The organism is Bacillus sp. FSL R5-0523, assembly GCF_037975295.1.
In the GTDB taxonomy this organism is placed as follows: domain Bacteria; phylum Bacillota; class Bacilli; order Bacillales; family Bacillaceae; genus Bacillus; species Bacillus subtilis.
On record NZ_CP150251.1, the window covers coordinates 1,050,906 to 1,068,757 of the forward strand.

The 17,852-nt window shown below is 44.2% G+C and carries 21 protein-coding genes; 12 read left to right on the forward strand and 9 right to left on the reverse strand.

Going from position 1 to position 17,852, the window contains the following annotated elements:
- Positions 1-291: 291 nt before the first annotated feature.
- Positions 292-1,158, forward strand: a complete 867-nt coding sequence (locus NYE53_RS05395; RefSeq protein ID WP_003233277.1) for a Cof-type HAD-IIB family hydrolase — start codon at positions 292-294, stop codon at positions 1,156-1,158.
- 111 nt (positions 1,159-1,269) lie between these two features.
- Positions 1,270-2,775, forward strand: coding sequence for a coproporphyrinogen III oxidase (locus tag NYE53_RS05400; protein WP_339247636.1), 1,506 nt, complete (start codon positions 1,270-1,272; stop codon positions 2,773-2,775).
- Between the two features lie 17 nt (positions 2,776-2,792).
- On the opposite strand, the gene khtU is transcribed toward NYE53_RS05400, so the two are convergent.
- The 3 genes from khtU to khtS form a co-directional block, all read right to left on the reverse strand.
- Positions 2,793-4,010, reverse strand: coding sequence for a K(+)/H(+) antiporter subunit KhtU (gene khtU / locus NYE53_RS05405; RefSeq protein WP_063334972.1), 1,218 nt, complete (start codon positions 4,008-4,010; stop codon positions 2,793-2,795).
- A gap of 6 nt (positions 4,011-4,016) precedes the next feature.
- Positions 4,017-4,514, reverse strand: a complete 498-nt coding sequence (gene khtT / locus NYE53_RS05410; protein ID WP_003233269.1) for a K(+)/H(+) antiporter subunit KhtT — start codon at positions 4,512-4,514, stop codon at positions 4,017-4,019.
- 63 nt (positions 4,515-4,577) lie between these two features.
- Complete coding sequence (gene khtS / locus NYE53_RS05415) at positions 4,578-4,916, reverse strand: K(+)/H(+) antiporter modulator KhtS (protein ID WP_080286178.1); 339 nt, start codon at positions 4,914-4,916, stop codon at positions 4,578-4,580.
- 166 nt (positions 4,917-5,082) lie between these two features.
- Here khtS and NYE53_RS05420 point away from each other — a divergent pair, with 166 nt between their 5' ends.
- The gene (locus tag NYE53_RS05420; RefSeq protein WP_339247640.1) at positions 5,083-5,850 is read left to right on the forward strand and encodes an enoyl-CoA hydratase; all 768 of its coding nucleotides are present in this window, start codon (positions 5,083-5,085) and stop codon (positions 5,848-5,850) included.
- 20 nt (positions 5,851-5,870) lie between these two features.
- On the opposite strand, the gene NYE53_RS05425 is transcribed toward NYE53_RS05420, so the two are convergent.
- Positions 5,871-6,056: a YhzD family protein gene (locus NYE53_RS05425; protein WP_015715596.1), complete on the reverse strand. Its 186-nt coding sequence runs from the start codon at positions 6,054-6,056 to the stop codon at positions 5,871-5,873.
- Between the two features lie 126 nt (positions 6,057-6,182).
- Between NYE53_RS05425 and NYE53_RS05430 the strand changes: the two genes are divergently transcribed.
- The 6 genes from NYE53_RS05430 to yhaL all read left to right on the forward strand — a co-directional run bounded on the left by NYE53_RS05430 (position 6,183) and on the right by yhaL (position 13,915).
- Positions 6,183-7,079, forward strand: coding sequence for an ABC transporter ATP-binding protein (locus NYE53_RS05430; protein ID WP_032725309.1), 897 nt, complete (start codon positions 6,183-6,185; stop codon positions 7,077-7,079).
- Positions 7,072-8,331 (forward strand): ABC transporter permease, encoded by a 1,260-nt coding sequence (locus NYE53_RS05435; RefSeq protein ID WP_003244912.1) that lies wholly within the window; start codon positions 7,072-7,074, stop codon positions 8,329-8,331. Before NYE53_RS05430 ends, NYE53_RS05435 begins: the two co-directional genes overlap by 8 nt.
- A 106-nt stretch (positions 8,332-8,437) precedes the next feature.
- On the forward strand, positions 8,438-9,664 hold the full coding sequence (locus tag NYE53_RS05440) for an exonuclease SbcCD subunit D (RefSeq protein ID WP_339248489.1): 1,227 nt from the start codon (positions 8,438-8,440) through the stop codon (positions 9,662-9,664).
- Between the two features lie 4 nt (positions 9,665-9,668).
- Positions 9,669-12,560: a DNA repair/recombination ATPase SbcE gene (gene sbcE / locus NYE53_RS05445; protein WP_339248492.1), complete on the forward strand. Its 2,892-nt coding sequence runs from the start codon at positions 9,669-9,671 to the stop codon at positions 12,558-12,560.
- 73 nt (positions 12,561-12,633) lie between these two features.
- On the forward strand, positions 12,634-13,578 hold the full coding sequence (gene yhaM, locus NYE53_RS05450; RefSeq protein ID WP_003245698.1) for a 3'-5' exoribonuclease YhaM: 945 nt from the start codon (positions 12,634-12,636) through the stop codon (positions 13,576-13,578).
- Positions 13,579-13,702: 124 nt separating this feature from the next.
- Positions 13,703-13,915, forward strand: coding sequence for a sporulation protein YhaL (yhaL, locus tag NYE53_RS05455; protein ID WP_003233252.1), 213 nt, complete (start codon positions 13,703-13,705; stop codon positions 13,913-13,915).
- Positions 13,916-13,954: 39 nt separating this feature from the next.
- Here the strand turns inward: yhaL and prsA are convergent, their stop codons facing one another.
- Positions 13,955-14,833, reverse strand: a complete 879-nt coding sequence (gene prsA, locus NYE53_RS05460) for a peptidylprolyl isomerase PrsA (RefSeq protein WP_014476317.1) — start codon at positions 14,831-14,833, stop codon at positions 13,955-13,957.
- A 159-nt stretch (positions 14,834-14,992) separates the two neighbouring features.
- On the opposite strand from prsA, the gene yhzE1 reads away from it, so the two are divergent.
- Both yhzE1 and yhzE2 read left to right on the forward strand, forming a co-directional pair.
- On the forward strand, positions 14,993-15,079 hold the full coding sequence (gene yhzE1, locus NYE53_RS05465) for a sporulation protein YhzE1 (protein ID WP_003327753.1): 87 nt from the start codon (positions 14,993-14,995) through the stop codon (positions 15,077-15,079).
- Positions 15,080-15,203: 124 nt separating this feature from the next.
- Positions 15,204-15,290, forward strand: a complete 87-nt coding sequence (gene yhzE2, locus NYE53_RS05470) for a sporulation protein YhzE2 (RefSeq protein WP_003155248.1) — start codon at positions 15,204-15,206, stop codon at positions 15,288-15,290.
- 52 nt (positions 15,291-15,342) lie between these two features.
- Here the strand turns inward: yhzE2 and NYE53_RS05475 are convergent, their stop codons facing one another.
- On the reverse strand, positions 15,343-15,525 hold the full coding sequence (locus NYE53_RS05475; protein WP_024571667.1) for a hypothetical protein: 183 nt from the start codon (positions 15,523-15,525) through the stop codon (positions 15,343-15,345).
- Positions 15,526-15,632: 107 nt separating this feature from the next.
- Positions 15,633-16,151, reverse strand: a complete 519-nt coding sequence (locus tag NYE53_RS05480; RefSeq protein ID WP_003245590.1) for a DUF3267 domain-containing protein — start codon at positions 16,149-16,151, stop codon at positions 15,633-15,635.
- A gap of 207 nt (positions 16,152-16,358) precedes the next feature.
- On the opposite strand from NYE53_RS05480, the gene NYE53_RS05485 reads away from it, so the two are divergent.
- Positions 16,359-16,700, forward strand: coding sequence for a YhaI family protein (locus tag NYE53_RS05485; RefSeq protein WP_009966921.1), 342 nt, complete (start codon positions 16,359-16,361; stop codon positions 16,698-16,700).
- On the opposite strand, the gene NYE53_RS05490 is transcribed toward NYE53_RS05485, so the two are convergent.
- Together NYE53_RS05490 and NYE53_RS05495 are read right to left on the reverse strand one after the other, a co-directional pair.
- On the reverse strand, positions 16,697-17,308 hold the full coding sequence (locus tag NYE53_RS05490; RefSeq protein ID WP_003239501.1) for an HTH-type transcriptional regulator Hpr: 612 nt from the start codon (positions 17,306-17,308) through the stop codon (positions 16,697-16,699). The genes NYE53_RS05485 and NYE53_RS05490 overlap by 4 nt on opposite strands.
- A 177-nt stretch (positions 17,309-17,485) precedes the next feature.
- Positions 17,486-17,842 carry a YtxH domain-containing protein gene (locus NYE53_RS05495; RefSeq protein WP_003245875.1) on the reverse strand — a complete coding sequence of 119 codons (357 nt, stop codon included), beginning with the start codon at positions 17,840-17,842 and terminating at the stop codon, positions 17,486-17,488.
- Between the last annotated feature and the right edge of the window lie 10 nt (positions 17,843-17,852).

Here is a 17,852-nt window from a genome sequence, read left to right on the forward strand (position 1 = left end):
TTTCAAATGGATACGGTCGCATATCATGCCGTTATATAGAGGGGATAAGCAACAGAGAGTAAGTGTTCGGAGCGCATCATTGGTCAAACAAGGGGTTCCTGATACATGATTTTTCGTAAATCGAAATAACGATATTAGGGAGAATGGCTGCTTCGATCGTATCCTATCAACAAGCCATACATAAAGTCTGCTGAGCCAGGCTTTTTTTGCTTTAAGAAAAGGTTGTTCTAAACACAGAGACAGGGTCATATCCTATACACAAGTACAGTCATCAAGGAGGGGGACATCTCTGTGTCAAAACAATTGCTTGCCTTAAATATAGATGGAGCGCTGCTTCGGTCGAACGGGAAGATTCATCAGGCAACGAAAGACGCGATTGAATATGTAAAGAAAAAAGGGATTTACGTCACACTTGTGACCAACCGTCATTTTCGCTCAGCACAGAAAATAGCGAAATCGCTAAAGCTTGATGCCAAGCTGATCACCCATAGCGGGGCATATATCGCTGAGAAAATTGACGCCCCGTTTTTTGAAAAAAGAATTTCTGATGATCATACCTTTAACATTGTTCAAGTGCTGGAGAGCTATCAATGTAATATTCGGCTTCTTCACGAAAAGTATTCCATCGGAAACAAGAAAAAGGTGAATTCGAATTTATTGGGGAAAGCACTCATTCATCCGTCTGACCCGATCTTTTATCCAGTCCAGTTCGTTGAATCATTAAGCGATCTCCTCATGGATGAGCCGGTGAGTGCACCCGTCATCGAGGTGTACACGGAGCACGACATTCAGCATGACATTACAGAAACGATTACAAAAGCCTTCCCTGCGGTGGACGTGATTCGCGTAAACGATGAGAAGCTGAATATCGTCCCGAAAGGTGTCTCGAAGGAAGCGGGTTTGGCCCTCGTCGCTTCAGAGCTGGGCCTTAGTATGGATGATGTCGTGGCCATTGGGCATCAGTATGACGATCTGCCGATGATCGAACTTGCCGGTCTTGGGGTAGCGATGGGGAATGCCGTTCCGGAAATTAAGAGAAAGGCAGATTGGGTTACAAGGTCCAATGACGAGCAAGGTGTCGCTTATATGATGAAGGAATATTTCCGAATGCAGCAGCGAAAAGGATTTCTTGATAAGTTCCACATGAAACGTGTGTAAAAAAGCCGCTCGCACCCTGACAGGTGCGGCGGCTTTTTTGCCGGATTGATTTTAGCAGTTTATTTCTGTACACTAAAGAAAGTTTTGAATCTGATAAATTAGGTGATGAAGTTGCAAATTAAAATAGAAGGCATACATGATGACCGCCTGCATCGGCCTCTGCAAAATATTGCAAATTTGTTTTATGAGGAGTGCGAGCTTGCGTATGGCGGAGAGGAGCCCGCAGATTTTGTCATTTCTTTAGCGTTGTCACAAACGGATGAGCATGTGACGGTTTCGGGAGAAGTGAAGGGTACTGGCATAAAGGAACAGCATACAAAAATTTTTTCTCCCGGCATGAATGAAAAAGAAGCTTTTAAGCAAGTGAAAAACACAATTTCTTATGTGTATCTCAATCTTCTTCAGGCGCATACGGGCATTACGCAGAAGTGGGGAATCCTCACAGGAATCCGGCCCACAAAGCTGCTTCATAAAAAACTGCAAAGCGGAATGTCCAAGGAGCAAGCGCATGCTGAGTTGAAAAAAGACTATTTAATTCATGATGAAAAAATCATGCTAATGCAGGAAATTGTTGATCGTCAGCTGGCGGCAGTGCCGGATTTGTACCGAGTAAAGGATGAAGTCAGCATTTATATCGGCATTCCGTTCTGCCCGACAAAATGCGCGTATTGCACATTCCCTGCGTATGCCATCCAAGGACAGGCGGGCAGAGTCGGCTCATTCCTATGGGGACTGCATTACGAAATGCAGAAGATCGGTGAATGGCTGAAGGAGCATGATGTTAAGGTTACAACCATTTACTTTGGCGGCGGGACGCCGACAAGCATTACAGCGGAGGAGATGGATCTGCTGTATGAAGAAATGGTCCGCTCCTTCCCGGATGTGAAAAACATTCGTGAGATTACGGTGGAGGCCGGTCGTCCTGATACGATTACAGAAGAAAAACTCGCCGTTTTAAACAAATATGACATTGATCGGATCAGCATCAATCCGCAATCCTATGAAAACGAAACGCTAAAGGCGATCGGGCGGCACCATACGGTTGAAGAGACCATTGAGAAATATCATCTGTCACGCCAGCACGGCATGAATAATATCAACATGGACTTGATTATTGGTTTGCCTGGGGAAGGCGTGAAGGAGTTTAGGCACAGTCTTTCAGAAACAGAAAAACTGATGCCGGAATCCCTTACCGTTCATACTCTTTCATTTAAACGGGCGTCAGAAATGACGAGAAACAAGCATAAGTACAAAGTTGCCGGCAGGGAAGAGGTTTCTCAAATGATGGAAGACGCGGTAGCCTGGACGAAAGAGCATGGGTACGTGCCTTATTATTTATACCGCCAGAAAAACATTCTTGGAAACCTTGAAAACGTCGGATACTCTTTGCCGGGACAAGAAAGCATCTACAACATTATGATTATGGAAGAGGTGCAGACGATTATCGGTATCGGCTGCGGCGCTGCTAGTAAATTTATTGATCGGGATACAGGGAAAATCACGCATTTTGCGAATCCGAAAGATCCGAAATCGTACAATGAGCGCTTCGAGCACTACACGGACGAAAAAATCAAATATTTAGAGCGGATTTTTGAGAAGACGACAAAGCAGCACTGATCACAGTGCTGCTTTTTTTATCCCTGTTTTTTTGCGGGCTGAACCTCAGGCTTCCATTTAAATACCTTGTTCAGCAAGCGGTAAATTCGTTTTGATTCCTTTGTTACAAGCGGTCCCAAAATCGCCAGAATGAGGACATATAATGCGGCAAACGGCTTTAATGTGGCTGACAGTCCGCCGGCTATTCCGAGATTCGCAACGATAATCGAAAATTCTCCCCGCGATACGATCGTCAGCCCGATATTCGATGAAGCCTTATGAGAAAGCCCTGCGCGTCGTCCTGCCACCATTCCGGCAATAAAATTTCCCAGAATGGTCAAAATCACTGCACCCAACGCAAGCCAAACCGCTTCACCAAGCGAAAACGGATCGATGCTGAGGCCGAAGCTGAAAAAGAACATCGCACCGAAGAAGTCGCGAAACGGAACAACGAGGTGTTCAATCCTATCGGAATGCTCTGTTTCTGAAAAGACCAAACCGAGCAGCAGCGCGCCGATTGCTTCCGCTACATGAATCGTCTCGGAAAACCCGGCGATAAAAAAGAGCGCTGCGAAAATGACGATAATAAACACTTCGTTTGAGCGAATGTCCAACAGTTTGTTCAACAGCGGCGGGAGTTTTCTTGCTGCGATAAAAAACAGCAGCATATAACCGAAGGCGATCAAAATGGACAAGAGCGCACTCCCTACGGATGTCGCATCACCTAGCACAAGCCCGGAAACAACGGACAGATATACGGCAAGGAAAATATCTTCAAACATGATGATGCCGAGAATCAATTCGGTTTCCGGATTGGCGGTTCTTTTTAAATCAACGAGCACTTTTGCGACAATCGCACTTGACGAGATTGTGATGACGCCTGCGAGGATGAGGACTTCCAGAAAGGAAAATCCGGTGATAAACCCGTAAAGCAGTCCGAGGCTGAAGTTAATCAAAATATAAATCGTCCCGCCGACCGCGATTGATTTTCCTGATTTGATTAACTTCCCGACAGAGAATTCGAGTCCGAGATAGAAGAGGAGGAACAGTACGCCCATTCGCCCGAAAAACTCGATGATTTCACTGCTTTGAATAAATGTTAGATCAATAATCCCTATTTTCGGCGCGTGCGGTCCAACAAGCATTCCCAGCACAATCAGAAACGGAATAATCGAAAATTTAATTTTATTGGCGATCACACTGGCGATTGCCACAAGCACAAGTGCAGTTCCGACTTCAAATACAAGATGGTCCATCGGGGCTCACACGCCCTCTCCAGAAAGAAAATCGTGAATCAGTTTCTTCAGATGCTTTCTCTCACCTGAGAGGACAAGGGTGTCATTTTCTTCAATAATCGAATCGGCTCCGGGATTTAGGAGCTTTTCCTGGTTGTGTTTGATAATGGCAATCACAGTGACATCGTAATTCTGGCGGACATCAAGCTCTCCGAGTGTGCGCCCGATCGATTTGGCGCCTTTTTCGACCTTAAACCATTCAATAATCAGATCGCTGAAGGCCATTTCGATGGACTCCAGAGCTTGCGGTTTATAGACCATGCCCCCGAGAATAGCTGCAATTTGCCTTGCTTCAGAATCATCCAATGAAATATTTGAAAGAAGCTCATCCGGGTCCCGGTCATTAAACCGGTAAATTTCCCTTCTTCCGTCATCATGAATGATAATCGTCATTTTTTCGTGGCTTCTTGTTTCGATTTCAAACTTTTTGCCGATGCCCGGCAGATCGTTTTCTTTAATATTCAATGAAAATCCCTCCGAATGTAGTGTTGGCAGTATGGGGTGAGTTACAAATAAAACTTGAGCAAATTATATTCGGAGGTAATTAGACTGGTATTTGACAGGGACGGCCCAAGCCTTTTCCAGCCTGTTTATCAGCGGTTCGTCAAGTGGTTTGACAGAGAGCTGCCTGACAGACTGCGCCAGCGGGCTGTACTCTTTGATCAGCTCAGCCGGGTGCATGCTGCCCGGCGACGGGGTTTTTGCCGATTGTGTTTCCTGCGGATATGAAGTCATAGGCACATAGCTGTCAGTGCTTGCTTCAAACTGGGAAGGCAGAACCACGTCCGAAGGGGGAAAGTACACCATAAATAAACTTAACAGAAAACTGATCAGCAATTTATCCATGTTCCTTTCCTCCCTTCTCATCAAGATATCCCTTCTTTTTCACTATATAAAACTTTATGTTTCCATTCAAACAATATGCATTTTTCAGTATCTATTGACCTTGAAAAATAAAAAGGTTTATTTGAGGATGGCGGGGAATGTATAGGAGAAAGAAAAAAAAGTAAGCGCATACATGGAGGTGCTTTATATGGAGTTTGTTCAATATGCATGTAATGGGGCTGTTGCAGAGATTATCCTGAATCGGCCTGATGCCCATCACGCCCTGAATGAACAGATGCTGTCTGAATTGAAGGAGGCAGTCGAAATGGCGGCTGCAAGCGAGGCGCTCATCGTTCTCCTGAGAGGAAGCGGGAAAGGCTTTTCGGCCGGCGGTGATATCAAGATGATGACATCAGAGCATGACTCTGATCAATTTAAACGGCTGATGGATACGATTGAGGCTGTCACCCTGAATTTATATCAGATGAAGAAAGTGACAATTGCAGCCATTCATGGCGCTGCTGCGGGACTGGGCCTGAGTTTGGCGCTTTGTGCGGACATTGTGCTCGCTGAAAAAAACGCCGTCCTCGCGATGAATTTTATCGGCATTGGGCTTGTTCCGGACGGCGGAGGACATTATTTGCTGAAGAAAAGAATCGGTGAAGCAAAAGCGAAAAAACTGATTTGGAGCGGAAAAAAACTATCTGCCTCAGAAGCTGCCGATATGGGGCTTCTTGATGGGACATTTGCCGGAGACCCTGCCGAAGGCGCAAGACCCATTATCGAAACCCTGTTGGCCTCCCCTCTTTTGGCGATGATCGAAACGAAAGCTATTTTTCAAAGCCTCCAGATTGAAGAACTGAAAAAAGTGCTATCCCTTGAGCGCAACGCCCAAGAGAGAATGAGAAGGACCAAGGATCACCAAGAAGGAATCCGTGCATTTTTAGAAAAACGGGAGCCGAAGTTTCAAGCGTAACAGATCAGCCGGAAAGCTGATCATCTGTGAAACAAAATCAGCTTTCCGGCTGCATTGACTAAACGATGAGTATGACTATGAAGCTCTTTTTCTTTTAAGAGGGCTTCACCATGCGTTTTTGCCGCTTCTTCATGTTCTGCCTCGAATCGCTCGTTTACCAGCGTGTTCCCCGAAGGATCAAATACGGTAAGGAAATAATCAGCCATCAGGTTTCTCCTCCATTTTAAGGTTTATCAGTCTTTCTTCATTTATATTCTAAAAAGGAAATCAAAATCCTTTATTATGCTTTATCCAAAATTAGTATATAATGGGTCAGGGAAGGAGGAGATTCAGTGCTTACAATTGATCACGTAACGAAGACATTTGGAGATTATAAAGCCGTTGACGGATTGGACTTAGATATTCCGGAACAGCAAATGTTCGGTCTGTTAGGCGCAAATGGAGCGGGAAAAACGACGACGTTTCGCATGATCCTAGGATTATTAAGCATTACGGAGGGCTCAATCAGCTGGAAGGGCCGACCTGTGAATTATCATATCAGCAACAAAATCGGTTATTTGCCGGAAGAGCGGGGCCTTTATCCGAAAATGAAGGTAAAGGATCAGCTTGTCTATCTCGCCAGATTAAAAGGGATGGAGAAGCGGGAGGCTGTAAAAGAGCTCGGGACATGGCTTGAACGCTTCAATATTACAGATTACGAGAATAAGAAGGTGGAAGAGCTTTCAAAGGGGAATCAGCAAAAAATCCAATTCATTTCGGCAGTTTTGCATAAGCCGGAGCTGCTTATTCTTGATGAACCTTTCAGCGGCCTGGACCCTGTCAATGTTGAGCTGCTAAAAGAGGCTGTGATCTCGCTGAAAAACAGCGGCGTCTCTATTTTATTTTCAAGCCACCGGATGGAACATGTGGAGGAGCTTTGTGAGAACCTTTGCATATTGCAGAAAGGAAGACCGGTCGTGCAAGGCAAGCTGAAGGAGATCAAGCGCTCCTTTGGCAAAAAGAACGTCACCATTCACTCCGATGACGATCTAAGCTTTTTGCAGTCTCATGAAGGCATTCTACAATGGAAGGAGACGGCCGACGGCGTCAAGCTGCAGATTGCCAATGAAGACATTTCTCAAGAGATTTTTGCGATGCTACAGGGAAAAGGGTTTATCAGAAAGTTTGAGCTTGAAGAGCCGTCACTGCATGATATTTTTATAGAAAAGGTGGGGGCCGTCTATGAATAAATTTTGGATCATGCTTTCTCATACATACAAAAATAAGATTATGGCAAAATCCTTTATTATTTCGACTGTCATCACGGTGCTGCTTGTTTTAGTTGTAACGAATCTGGAGTCGATCATTTCTTTGTTTCAAGGTGACGATGCGAAAGAAAAAATCGCCGTTGTTGATGAAACAAACGAATTATATCCGGTTTTTTCAAAGCAGCTGAAAGCGGTGGATACTGACGGCGATCTTGATGTGAAGCTGTCGAAGCAATCGGAGGATGAGGTCACAAAGCAAGTCAAAGATGAATCACTCGATGGCATGCTCATCATCAAACGAGATGAAAAAGGGACCATTTCAGGAACATATAAAGCGTTAACGATTTCTGATGAAAGCACGTATCAAACGCTGCAGCAGGCGCTGACGCAAACCAAAACAGCTGTCGGAACAGCGGAGCTCGGCGTGTCGCAGGAAACGATTAGCAGCCTTTATGCGCCCGTTACTGTGGGGCAGAAGGCGCTGAAAGAAGGGGCAAAGTCTGAGGAAGAGCTTGGCCAGACGGTAGGGCTTGTTTACATTATGCTGTTCGTCATTTATTTCTCGGTGATTATGTATGCCAGCATGATAGCGATGGAGGTGGCTACAGAAAAATCTTCGCGAGTTATGGAAATCCTGATCTCAAGTATGCCGCCGATCCAGCAAATGTTTGCAAAGCTGCTTGGTATCGGGCTTGTCGGGATCACACAGCTTGCTATTATTATAGGAGCCGGCTCTCTGTCGCTTAAGCTGAACCAAAAGAGCGAAACGGCTTCATCTGTCGGCGGATTCCTTAATCTGACCGACGTATCTGCAACCACTGTCATCTATGCTGTCATTTTCTTTTTGCTCGGATACTTTTTGTACGCGACACTTGCCGCGTTTCTCGGCAGTGTCGTCAGCAGAATAGAGGACGTGCAGCAAACGATCACGCCGATGACGCTTTTGGTTGTCGCCGGTTTTATGATCGCGATGTTCGGTTTGAATGCGCCTGACGCAGGATTTATTACGGTAACTTCGTTTATTCCGTTCTTTACGCCAATGATTATGTTCCTGCGCGTCGGCATGCTTGATATTCCGTTCTGGCAGGCGGCTGTCGGAATCGGAATCACACTGCTCACCATTGTCATACTGGCCGTTATCGGCGCCAGAATTTATAAAGGCGGTGTATTAATTTACGGCAATTCAAGCGCGTTCAAAGCGATCAAACAAGCGCTTCGTTTAGCGAAAAACTGATTGGAAAACAGCCTGGGGATTCTCAGGCTGTTTCTTTATTGACAGAACGTGCATTCGCAAGAATTCGGTGCTAAAATAAGGGTACTTCATCCTGGAAAGGAGCAGAATCTTGACTGATCTAACCTTTATTCATGCGGCAGATCTTCATCTTGACAGCCCGTTTTACGGGATATTGCATCTGCCGGAGCCGATTTTTGCTCGGATTAAAGAAAGCACGTTTGCAAGCGTGAGACATATGATAGACGCTGCAGTGAGAGAGCACGTTGATTTCATTTTGCTGGCGGGAGATCTGTTTGATGAAGCCAATCGAAGCTTAAAGGCTCAGCTCTTTTTGAAAAAACAGTTTGAAAGACTCAGAGAGTGCGGGATTTCGGTATACGTCATCTTTGGGAATCACGATCATCTTGGCGGGGAGTGGACACCGATAGAATGGCCTGAGAATGTCCATATTTTTTCGTCCGCTGTTCCAGAAGAAAAATCGTTTTTTAAAGAAGGCAGGCGCATAGCAAGCATTTACGGCTTCAGCTATCAAGCCAGAGCAGTGACGGAAAACCAAGCTGCCCGCTATCGGAGATCAACTGACGCACCGTTTCATATCGGCATGCTCCACGGCACGCTGTCAGGATCTGAAGGACACGATCCGTATTGCCCGTTTACACATGACGACCTCGTGAAAAGCGGGATGGATTATTGGGCGCTTGGCCATATACATAAACGCCAGGTTCTATCTGCCGAGCATCCGGCAGTCATTTACCCGGGAAACACGCAAGCGCGCCATATAAAGGAGACGGGAGATAAAGGCTATTATCTCGTTCATGTGACAAACGGAGATATATCTTATGAATTTCAGAGAGCGCATGATGTCCTGTGGGAAAAAGCGGCGGTTGATGTGACGGAGGCAAAGAATATGACCGCTCTCTTCCAAATGGTGGAGGACACGTTTTCGAAGCTGCGGAAAAAGGGGAGCCCTGTTTGTGTAAGGCTTGTTTTACAAGGGACGGCGCCGGAATGGCTGCTGGAGGCGCCAAAAGGCACCTTGGATGAGTTTCTTGAAGCTCTTCAGGAACAAGAAGCGGAAGAGGAACATTTCGTTTGGCCTCTTAGATTGGACGATGAGACAGAAAACGAAGCAAACCTAACAAACCTTGATCCTTTTTTTGGCGGTTTATTTGAAGACATTGATCGCAGCGATCTGTCAGACGTGCTGGACGGGCTTGAGCGGCATTCAGTGTATAGAAGGCACGCGGACCGGTTTAGCCAAGAGGAGGTAAAGGAAATAAAAGAACAGGCACAGATTTTATTGAAAAAGCAGCTTAAGGTGCTTGATACATGAGGCGGTGACAGCTTTGCGAATTATATCCTTACATATCTACCAATACGGAAAATTTTCCAATCGGACCTTTCACTTTTCCGCCTCTCCTGTCCAAGTCATCTACGGATTAAATGAGGCAGGAAAAACGACGATGATGTCATTCATTGAAAGCATGCTGTTCGGTTTTCCGAAAACGAAAAAATATGAACCGAAAACAGGCGGTGTCTACGGCGGTGTTCTTGAAGCTGAACATCCTGAGTATGGAGTGCTGAAGATCGAACGGACGAAAGGGACTGCCGAAAAACTAAGCGTGTACACAGAAAAGGGCGAAGTAAAGCAGGGAGATGTTTTAAAGCAGCTGTTCCAGGGCACAGACAGGTCGTTGTACAAAGCCATATATTCGTTCGACGTATTCGGGCTGCAGGAAATTCACGCCTTTAATCGGGACAAGATAGGGGAATTTTTGCTCTTTTCCAGCTTGTTTGGTGCTGAAGCCGTATCAAAGCTTGATTCAAGGCTGACGAAGGAAAGCGAAAGGCTCTATAAACCAAATGGGCGAAACCCTCAATTGAATCAGGAGCTGGAAACGCTTAAGCAGCTGGCAGTGAAGCTAAAACAGGCTGAAGCAGAGGAAGCGGGCTATCATCAGCTTCTCGGGGAAAAACGAATGCTTGAAGCCCGCCTTGCAGCCGCGGAAACTGAATTGAAAGAGACGGCGGGACATATCCGAATGATTGAGGGAGCGATTGAGCGAAAACCATTGCTAAATGAAAAAGCGACACTCGAACAGGTGATTGCAGAATTTCCGGAACATGCAGGACAATTTCCTGCTGACGGCCTGCATCAGCTGGAAAAATATGAATCCCATCTTCACCCGAAATCAGCACAGCTTGAGGCGCTTCGGGTGAAGATGGCGGAGTTGGACAAACAGAGGCAAAAGCTTATCCCCGATAAAGAACTATTGGTGAAAGAAACGCTGATACAAGAGCTTTCGGCAGCGTTTCATATGTACCAATCCTGGGGAGAACAACTGGCAGCCATTCAGGCACAGCTGCGCCAGACGTCTGTGCAGACAGCGGCAGGGCTGGAACAGCTCAATAAAACGGATGAAAATGAGCTCCTGAATATGAACACCTCATATGATTATGAATGGCAGCTTCAGCAAGCGGTGCAGCAATATGTACAGGCAAGAGACAGAAAACGGCAGCTTGACGAGACGTTTGAACTTGCCCGGCAAGAGCTGGAAGACGCGGAAAAGGCCGTTCATGCCGCTTCGTCCGCGATTCTTGAAAACAGCCAAAGAAAAGATAAAGAAGCAGCTCTTAGAGCATATGATGAAACACAGGGGCAGCACCAAGAGCAAGCGAAGCTAAGAGAACAGCTGAAGTTTTTTGAAAGACAGCAGGCTAAACAGAAAAAGACTGTTATTGCAGCTGGTATGTTGTTCATCGTTCTCTTTTCTCTGCTGCAGCAATGGATTCCCGCCATAAGTTTCGGCGCTGCACTTATTGTGTATTGGCTTGTATCAGGAAAACCGTCTTCTCGAAACAGCCGAGAGACAAGACAGCCCATGATGGATATTCCACCAGCAGAAGCTGAAATGCTTAGAGAAGCGTTATGGGAGGATGACCGCAATAAGCAGCACCTTCTCACACAGCGTGCAGCGCTCCAGCAAAAAGAGGCGGCGTATGAAAGGGTCATCCAGCAGTTTGAACAGTGGGAAGCCGAAATGGCGCCGTCCTTTACACAGGTTGAGCGTTTTATGAATGAGCTCGGATTTAAGGAAGATCCATCATTTTTGCTTGATGCTTACAGCTTAATGAAGGATGTTAAAAAAGAAGTGAAGAAAAAGCATGAGCTGACCATTGAAGCAGGCAGGCTGAAAAAGCACCGGAGAACATTCGAAGAACGCGTCAGTATGCTTCTCCCCGTGAATCAGAGTCAGGATATCTCCATTTCGGACGCCCTTCACACATTGCGGAAAAACATTGAACGTGAAAAAGAAATTGAGAAGCAAAAAAAGGAAATTGAAACAGATATTCATTATACAAAGGAACAGATGCTTGAACTTGAGCAAGAAATACAGTATTTCCACGCACAGATTGAACAGTTATTTGCCGCGGCTGCTGCAAAAGACAGAGATGCGTTTTTTGCCATAGCCGACATCAGCAGGCAATTGAAGGATACGGAGAACAAGCTTCATCACGTAAACGCACAGCTTCAAGGCGGGCACCCGGAGGAACTTGAACTGGCCGATTCCAATACGCTTTCTGAATTGAAAGATAAGCAATTTGTTGAGAATGAAAGAAAAGAGCGGCTGACTGAGGAGATCGAGCAGCTCCGCAGCCAAATCGCACTGCTCTCAGTCAAACAGGAACAATTAGAGGCTTCGGGATTGGTCTCAGACCTAAAGCTTCAAACCGAAATGCAAAAAGAACGTGTGAAAGAAACGGCTAAAAAATGGGCCTCCATACAAATGGTCAAACAGGTGATCAAAAACAAATTGGAGCGGCATAAAAAAATCGAGCTTCCGCGCCTTCTGGAGACGGCAGGAGAATTTTTCCGCCCTCTGACTGACGGAAACTACCAAACCATTTATTTTTCCGAAACGGATGATTCGATCATGGTTATGCATCGCGATGGAACTGTCTATCATGCGGAAGAGCTGTCACAAGGGACATGTGAACAGCTGTATACAGCGATCCGATTTGCTTTGGCTGTTACGCGCCAGGATGGGTCAATGCTTCCGTTCCAGCTTGACGACAGTTTTGTTCATTTTGATCAGGAAAGGCTGAAACGTGTATTACATGTTCTGTATGATTTATCTGAAGGCGGTAGGCAGATTTTGTATTTTACATGCCATGAGCACGTAAAAGATGCATTTCATAGCAGCCAAATCATCCATTTGGTGTCATAAAAGAGGTTCTATAGCTGAAAATCGGTATGTGATATACTGGTATTATGTAAGATACGGAGGGAGCTTTAATAGAATGGCTAAAGGGATTATGCTACATGAGGTTGGCGAACAGGTGGACCAGTATCTATTGATTAAATCCTCGACGAAAGGGATTGCAAGCAATGGAAAACCGTTTCTGACGCTGATGCTGCAAGACCAGTCAGGCGATATTGAAGCGAAGCTGTGGGATGCCAAGCAAAGTGATGAAGTGACCTATGCGCCGCAGACGATTGTCAAGGTCGTCGGCGATGTTCATCATTATCGCGGGCGCACCCAGCTGAAGCTAAGAAATATCAGACCGGTAAGCGAGCAAGAAAACGTCAATATTGATGATTTTTTAGAAACCGCGCCGATTCCGAAAAATGAAATGATGGATACCATCACTCAATATATATTTGAAATGAAAAATCCGAATATCCAGCGAATCACAAGGTTTTTGGTTAAAAAACACGAAGCTGAGTTTATGGATTATCCGGCGGCTACGAAAAACCACCATGAGTTTGTCTCAGGTTTGGCGTATCATGTTGTCTCTATGCTGAACCTGGCGAAGGCAATAGCAGATTTATATCCGTCTCTTGATCGTGATCTGCTTTACGCCGGTGTCATCCTGCATGATCTTGGAAAAGTGAAGGAGCTGTCCGGCCCTGTTTCCACTTCATATACGGTTGAAGGCAATTTGCTTGGCCATATTTCCATCATGGTGACAGAGCTTTCAAAAGCGGCTGAGGAGCTTCAAATCGATTCTGAAGAGGTGTTAATTCTTCAGCATTTGATTTTGAGTCACCACGGCAAAGCAGAATGGGGCAGCCCGAAACCGCCGATGGTGAAAGAAGCGGAAATTCTTCACTATATAGACAATCTGGATGCAAAAATGAATATGATGGACAGAGCGCTTGAGCGCGTGAAGCCGGGCGAGTATACTGAACGTGTATTTGCACTGGAAAACCGTTCCTTTTATAAACCGACATTTCATAAATAACGTAAAAAGGACTGATGCTGACATATTCAGCTCAGTCCTTTTTGATGCGTCTTTCCCGCACATAACTCGTCTCATTCCCGCATATGTTTAAGAATAAAGAATCTATGCAAAGGGGGAGGAGCCCGTGTTATTTTTTCCGTGGTGGGTGTATCTTTGTATTGTAGGCATTATTTTCAGCGCATATAAACTTGTGGCGGCAGCCAAAGAGGAAGAAAAAGTAGACCAGGCTTTTATTGAAAAAGAAGGGCAGATTTATATGGAGAGGATGGAAAAGGAGCGAGAACGCCGCAGTTCTCAGCAGCATGAAGAAGAAAATCAAAACCATTCCATCGCATAAAAAAAGCCGTGCGGCTCAATGAGCCGCACAGCTTTTTTATTATTTAGAACTGCTTGAAGACGAAGAAGTGCTGTTGCTTGTTGAAGATGTATTAAATGTGTCTTTCAGATCTTTATCTTTTACTTCGATGTCAGCTTTCTTCATGACTTTTTGAACAGCTTCCTGAACAGCTGCGTTGTCATTTAATTTTTGTTCAAGCACTTCAGATTTCAGTTCTTTTTTCATATCATCATATTTGCCGCGTTCTTCTGTCTTTTTAATGATATGGTAGCCGTATTGCGTTTTGACAGGATCACTGACTTCACCTGTTTTTAATTTGAACGCAGCTTTGCTGAATGTTTCGTCCATTTGGCCTTCTTTTGCGAACCAGCCAAGATCCCCGCCTTTTGAAGCAGAGCTGTCTGTTGAGTATTCTTTCGCAAGGTCTTCAAACTTCTCGCCTTTTTTCAGCTTTTTCTCTACTTCTTCAGCTGTCTTTTTATCAGCAACAAGGATGTGGCTTGCACGGATTTTGCCTTTTAACCCTTCCCAGTACTCTTTGATATCGGCGTCTGTTACTTTGATGTTATCTTTAGCCGCTTTTTGTGTCAGCAATTCATATTTTACTTGTTCTTTCAGGTAATCTTTGCCATATTGCTTTTCGAGGGCAGTATATTGATCGCCAAGCTGCGTTTTGTATTCCTTCAGCTTGTTGTCAATTTCTTTATCCGAAACTTTATACTTCTTGTCCAATACTTTTTCTTGCACTAGCTGTGTCAGTACGCTTGCGCCAGCTGTTTTCTTCATGTTTGTGTAAAGCTCGCCTTTTGTTACATCGCCTGCGTCTGTTTTTGCGATGACTTCTTTGTCGCCGCTGCTGCAAGCACTGAGAGCGAGGATGCTTGTAGCAGTGATAGCTGCTATTGCGATTTTCTTCATTGTTTTCAAACACTCCTAATCATTCCAAATTAAATTACCTATGCGTATCATAACATATTGTGGCTTTCTGTAAAAAGATTTTAAATAAAGGGCATTCGTCTAGTCAAACTTTTGCTGATGACATACTTATATATTGATCAAGAAAAGGAGGTATGTAACATGAGCGGAGGATACTCTAACGGATTCGCGTTGCTCGTAGTACTGTTCATTTTGCTTATCATCGTAGGTGCAGCTTACATCTACTAAGCAGACCGAGGATCGCTTGCAACATAAGCGATCCTTTATTTTCACTAGCGCCTAATCGTTTCAAACATGAATTGCATAACATGTAATTGGTAAATAAAGCTTATTACAGGAGGTGCTTTTTAAGATGGGTGAAGTATTTGCAGGCGGATTCGCTTTATTGGTTGTGTTATTTATTTTATTGATTATCATCGGCGCTTCTTGGCTGTACTAATCAACATAAAAAAGCATAGCTGCTTCATCAGCAGCTATGCTTTCTTTCGTATTTACACTGTAAAGGAGATCTCCACAAACGAAGAGATCAGTAAAATTAATATAGATACATTAATAAATCGGAATACCTTATCTTGCCGCTCTTCAGGAATCTCTCTGACAAGGCATAATGTATTGGTGAGCCTGTTTATGAAATATAAAATAAACACGGCAGCCACGATAAAATAGAATAAAATGATGGGAGATTCCCCCTCTCTCTGAACTGTCCCATATTACATTACCAAATATTTATTAAAAAAGATAGAATGCAAATTGAAAAATCGCCACCAGCACCAGGGTTTGACTACTTTTCAACAAGAATATCCAAGCCGTCTGCTTCCTGATCAATAAAAGCGGTTTTCGGTGCTTTTATCAGCTTGAGAGCCAGCAGGAAATCAGGCAGACAGTAGCCGGCGTGAATGCCCGAGATCATGCAGAAATAATGAGCATGATTCGGAAATGCCAGTGCTGCGTAAAACAATACCGGTGTAATCAGCAAGAACGGGCTGACGAGTGAAATGAGCATTGTTGTTTTTGGTATACGTTTCCATGTGCGCATGCGCAATATGTAAAACTTTTTTTCTATTTTTCTTTTTTTGCAGATGATTGGCAGGACATGGATGACTTTATGTACAAATAAAATAACGACGAGCAAACCGCCGAATAAAGATACATATTCATCGCTTAAGCTTGTGCCAGGCCGCAGCAGCTCAAAAGCTAAAAAGGTAGATATAAAAACCAAAATCATAAAACATACAGCAGTTAATATTATGCGAACGGCGCCATAATCCTTCATGAGATTTATGGTCTTCCAGCAATTCATCAAAGTCATCCTTCCATACATCTTGAATAGAATCTCAAAATAATTTACTCCTCCCAAGAGAAAAAATCAATGCTTTTTTAAGAAAAAATATCATCCGGCAGGTATTTTTTTGAAACAAGCAAACAAACTGCGAAATATGGGGTTAGAACTTTCTTCTCAGTGAATTATCAGCTAAAATAAGATTAAAGATAGAAAGAAGTGGTGTGGATGGATTCGATGGATCATCGCATTGAGCGATTAGAATATTACATACAATTATTAGTGAAAACAGTAGATATGGACAGGTACCCCTTCTATGCGCTACTCATTGACAAAGGGCTGAGCAAGGAAGAAGGGGAAGCGGTTATGAGGATATGCGATGAATTGTCGGAAGAGCTGGCAACACAAAAAGCGCAAGGATTTGTAACCTTTGATAAGCTCCTTGCGCTTTTTGCCGGACAGCTGAATGAAAAATTAGATGTTCATGAAACGATTTTTGCCCTGTATGAGCAGGGGCTTTATCAAGAGCTGATGGAAGTCTTTATCGACATCATGAAGCATTTTGATTAACTGTTTACAGGTTCGAGCTCTTCAGCCGGTTCATCCGCCGCACTGTCCTTTGCTTTTTTCTTCAGTTTTCCGTTTACGCTTTCAAAGTCATTGTCAATATTGGTGAGTGACGTTTCGAAAATTTCCATAAAATCATCGCCGTAGATATGGCGTATCATACACATCATTTCTGCCACTTCAGGAAATTTTCCGAATAAATGATACAAAGGCTGTGACCCTTTAAAAACAGCGTTGCGTGTCGGATCAAATTCCTCAAGCAAGCTCCAGAATACCTCGGTACCTTCCTCAGTCAATTGGACATATGTGTTCCTTTTATCATTCAGCCGTTTGGAGAACCTTAAATATCCCCGTTCTTCCAGCTTTTTTGAAAAGTTGAATGCGGTTGATACGTGCATGACCCCGAACTTCGCGATTTCAGAAATGGAAGCTCCATTCAATTGATACGCAATCCATAAAATATGATGCTCATTAATATTTAGGTCATACGGTTTGAGCCATTGCTGCCAATCCTTCTCGATCGATTTCCAAAGAGCCTTGCTAAGCTGAGCCATTTTCTGGGTGAAGACTAGAGCTTCTTTCACATCATAGGGCGGTTCCACTCGATTCATTACGTCACCTGCTTCTCTTTTTCTTTTTCTCTATTATGCCAATAAAATAAAGATTAATAAAGATGAAAATGTAAGAATTTTTTAATAAATTCACAAACCATTGCGGCGGAAGGGTTTTTCGGCCAAAAAAAATACGGGTCCAATTTTGGCCCGCATTTTTTTCTTTTGAATAGGATATTAGTTTTGTAAGGTTTTCTCCAGCTGTCTGATTTTCTCTTCGATATCGGCAATTTCTTTTTGCAGATCCTGCTGGTGAGGCTTAATCTCTTCCTGCCATTTTTTAATTGACGTTTGGAGCTCGCCGCCCACGTCTTTAATAACATCCGTGCTTTCTTTTGCCGCTTTGATCAGCTGGTCTTTTAATGCAAGCCCGTCTGACTTTAAGCGTTTGATTGTTTCTTCAAAAGAATCATAATTGGTTTTCATTTTTTCACGCAGCTGCTTTCCTGAGGAAGGTGCAGTAAGAAGAACCGCTGCTCCTCCGATGATGCCGCCTACGAATAGTCCTGTTAATAGAGAACGTCCGCTCGCCATTACAATCACC

Excerpts from the sequence above, each read along its gene's own strand:
- khtU (WP_063334972.1), bottom strand. The coding sequence starts at position 4,010 with ATGGACCATCTTGTATTTGAAGTCGGAACTGCACTTGTGCTTGTGGCA.
- khtS (WP_080286178.1), bottom strand. The coding sequence starts at position 4,916 with ATGAGAAGGGAGGAAAGGAACATGGATAAATTGCTGATCAGTTTTCTG.
- NYE53_RS05420 (WP_339247640.1), top strand. The coding sequence starts at position 5,083 with ATGGAGTTTGTTCAATATGCATGTAATGGGGCTGTTGCAGAGATTATC.
- NYE53_RS05425 (WP_015715596.1), bottom strand. The coding sequence starts at position 6,056 with ATGGCTGATTATTTCCTTACCGTATTTGATCCTTCGGGGAACACGCTG.
- NYE53_RS05435 (WP_003244912.1), top strand. The coding sequence starts at position 7,072 with ATGAATAAATTTTGGATCATGCTTTCTCATACATACAAAAATAAGATT.
- yhaM (WP_003245698.1), top strand. The coding sequence starts at position 12,634 with ATGGCTAAAGGGATTATGCTACATGAGGTTGGCGAACAGGTGGACCAG.
- prsA (WP_014476317.1), bottom strand. The coding sequence starts at position 14,833 with ATGAAGAAAATCGCAATAGCAGCTATCACTGCTACAAGCATCCTCGCT.
- yhzE1 (WP_003327753.1), top strand. The coding sequence starts at position 14,993 with ATGAGCGGAGGATACTCTAACGGATTCGCGTTGCTCGTAGTACTGTTC.
- yhzE2 (WP_003155248.1), top strand. The coding sequence starts at position 15,204 with ATGGGTGAAGTATTTGCAGGCGGATTCGCTTTATTGGTTGTGTTATTT.
- NYE53_RS05480 (WP_003245590.1), bottom strand. The coding sequence starts at position 16,151 with ATGAATTGCTGGAAGACCATAAATCTCATGAAGGATTATGGCGCCGTT.
- NYE53_RS05485 (WP_009966921.1), top strand. The coding sequence starts at position 16,359 with ATGGATTCGATGGATCATCGCATTGAGCGATTAGAATATTACATACAA.
- NYE53_RS05490 (WP_003239501.1), bottom strand. The coding sequence starts at position 17,308 with ATGAATCGAGTGGAACCGCCCTATGATGTGAAAGAAGCTCTAGTCTTC.
- NYE53_RS05495 (WP_003245875.1), bottom strand. The coding sequence starts at position 17,842 with ATGGCGAGCGGACGTTCTCTATTAACAGGACTATTCGTAGGCGGCATC.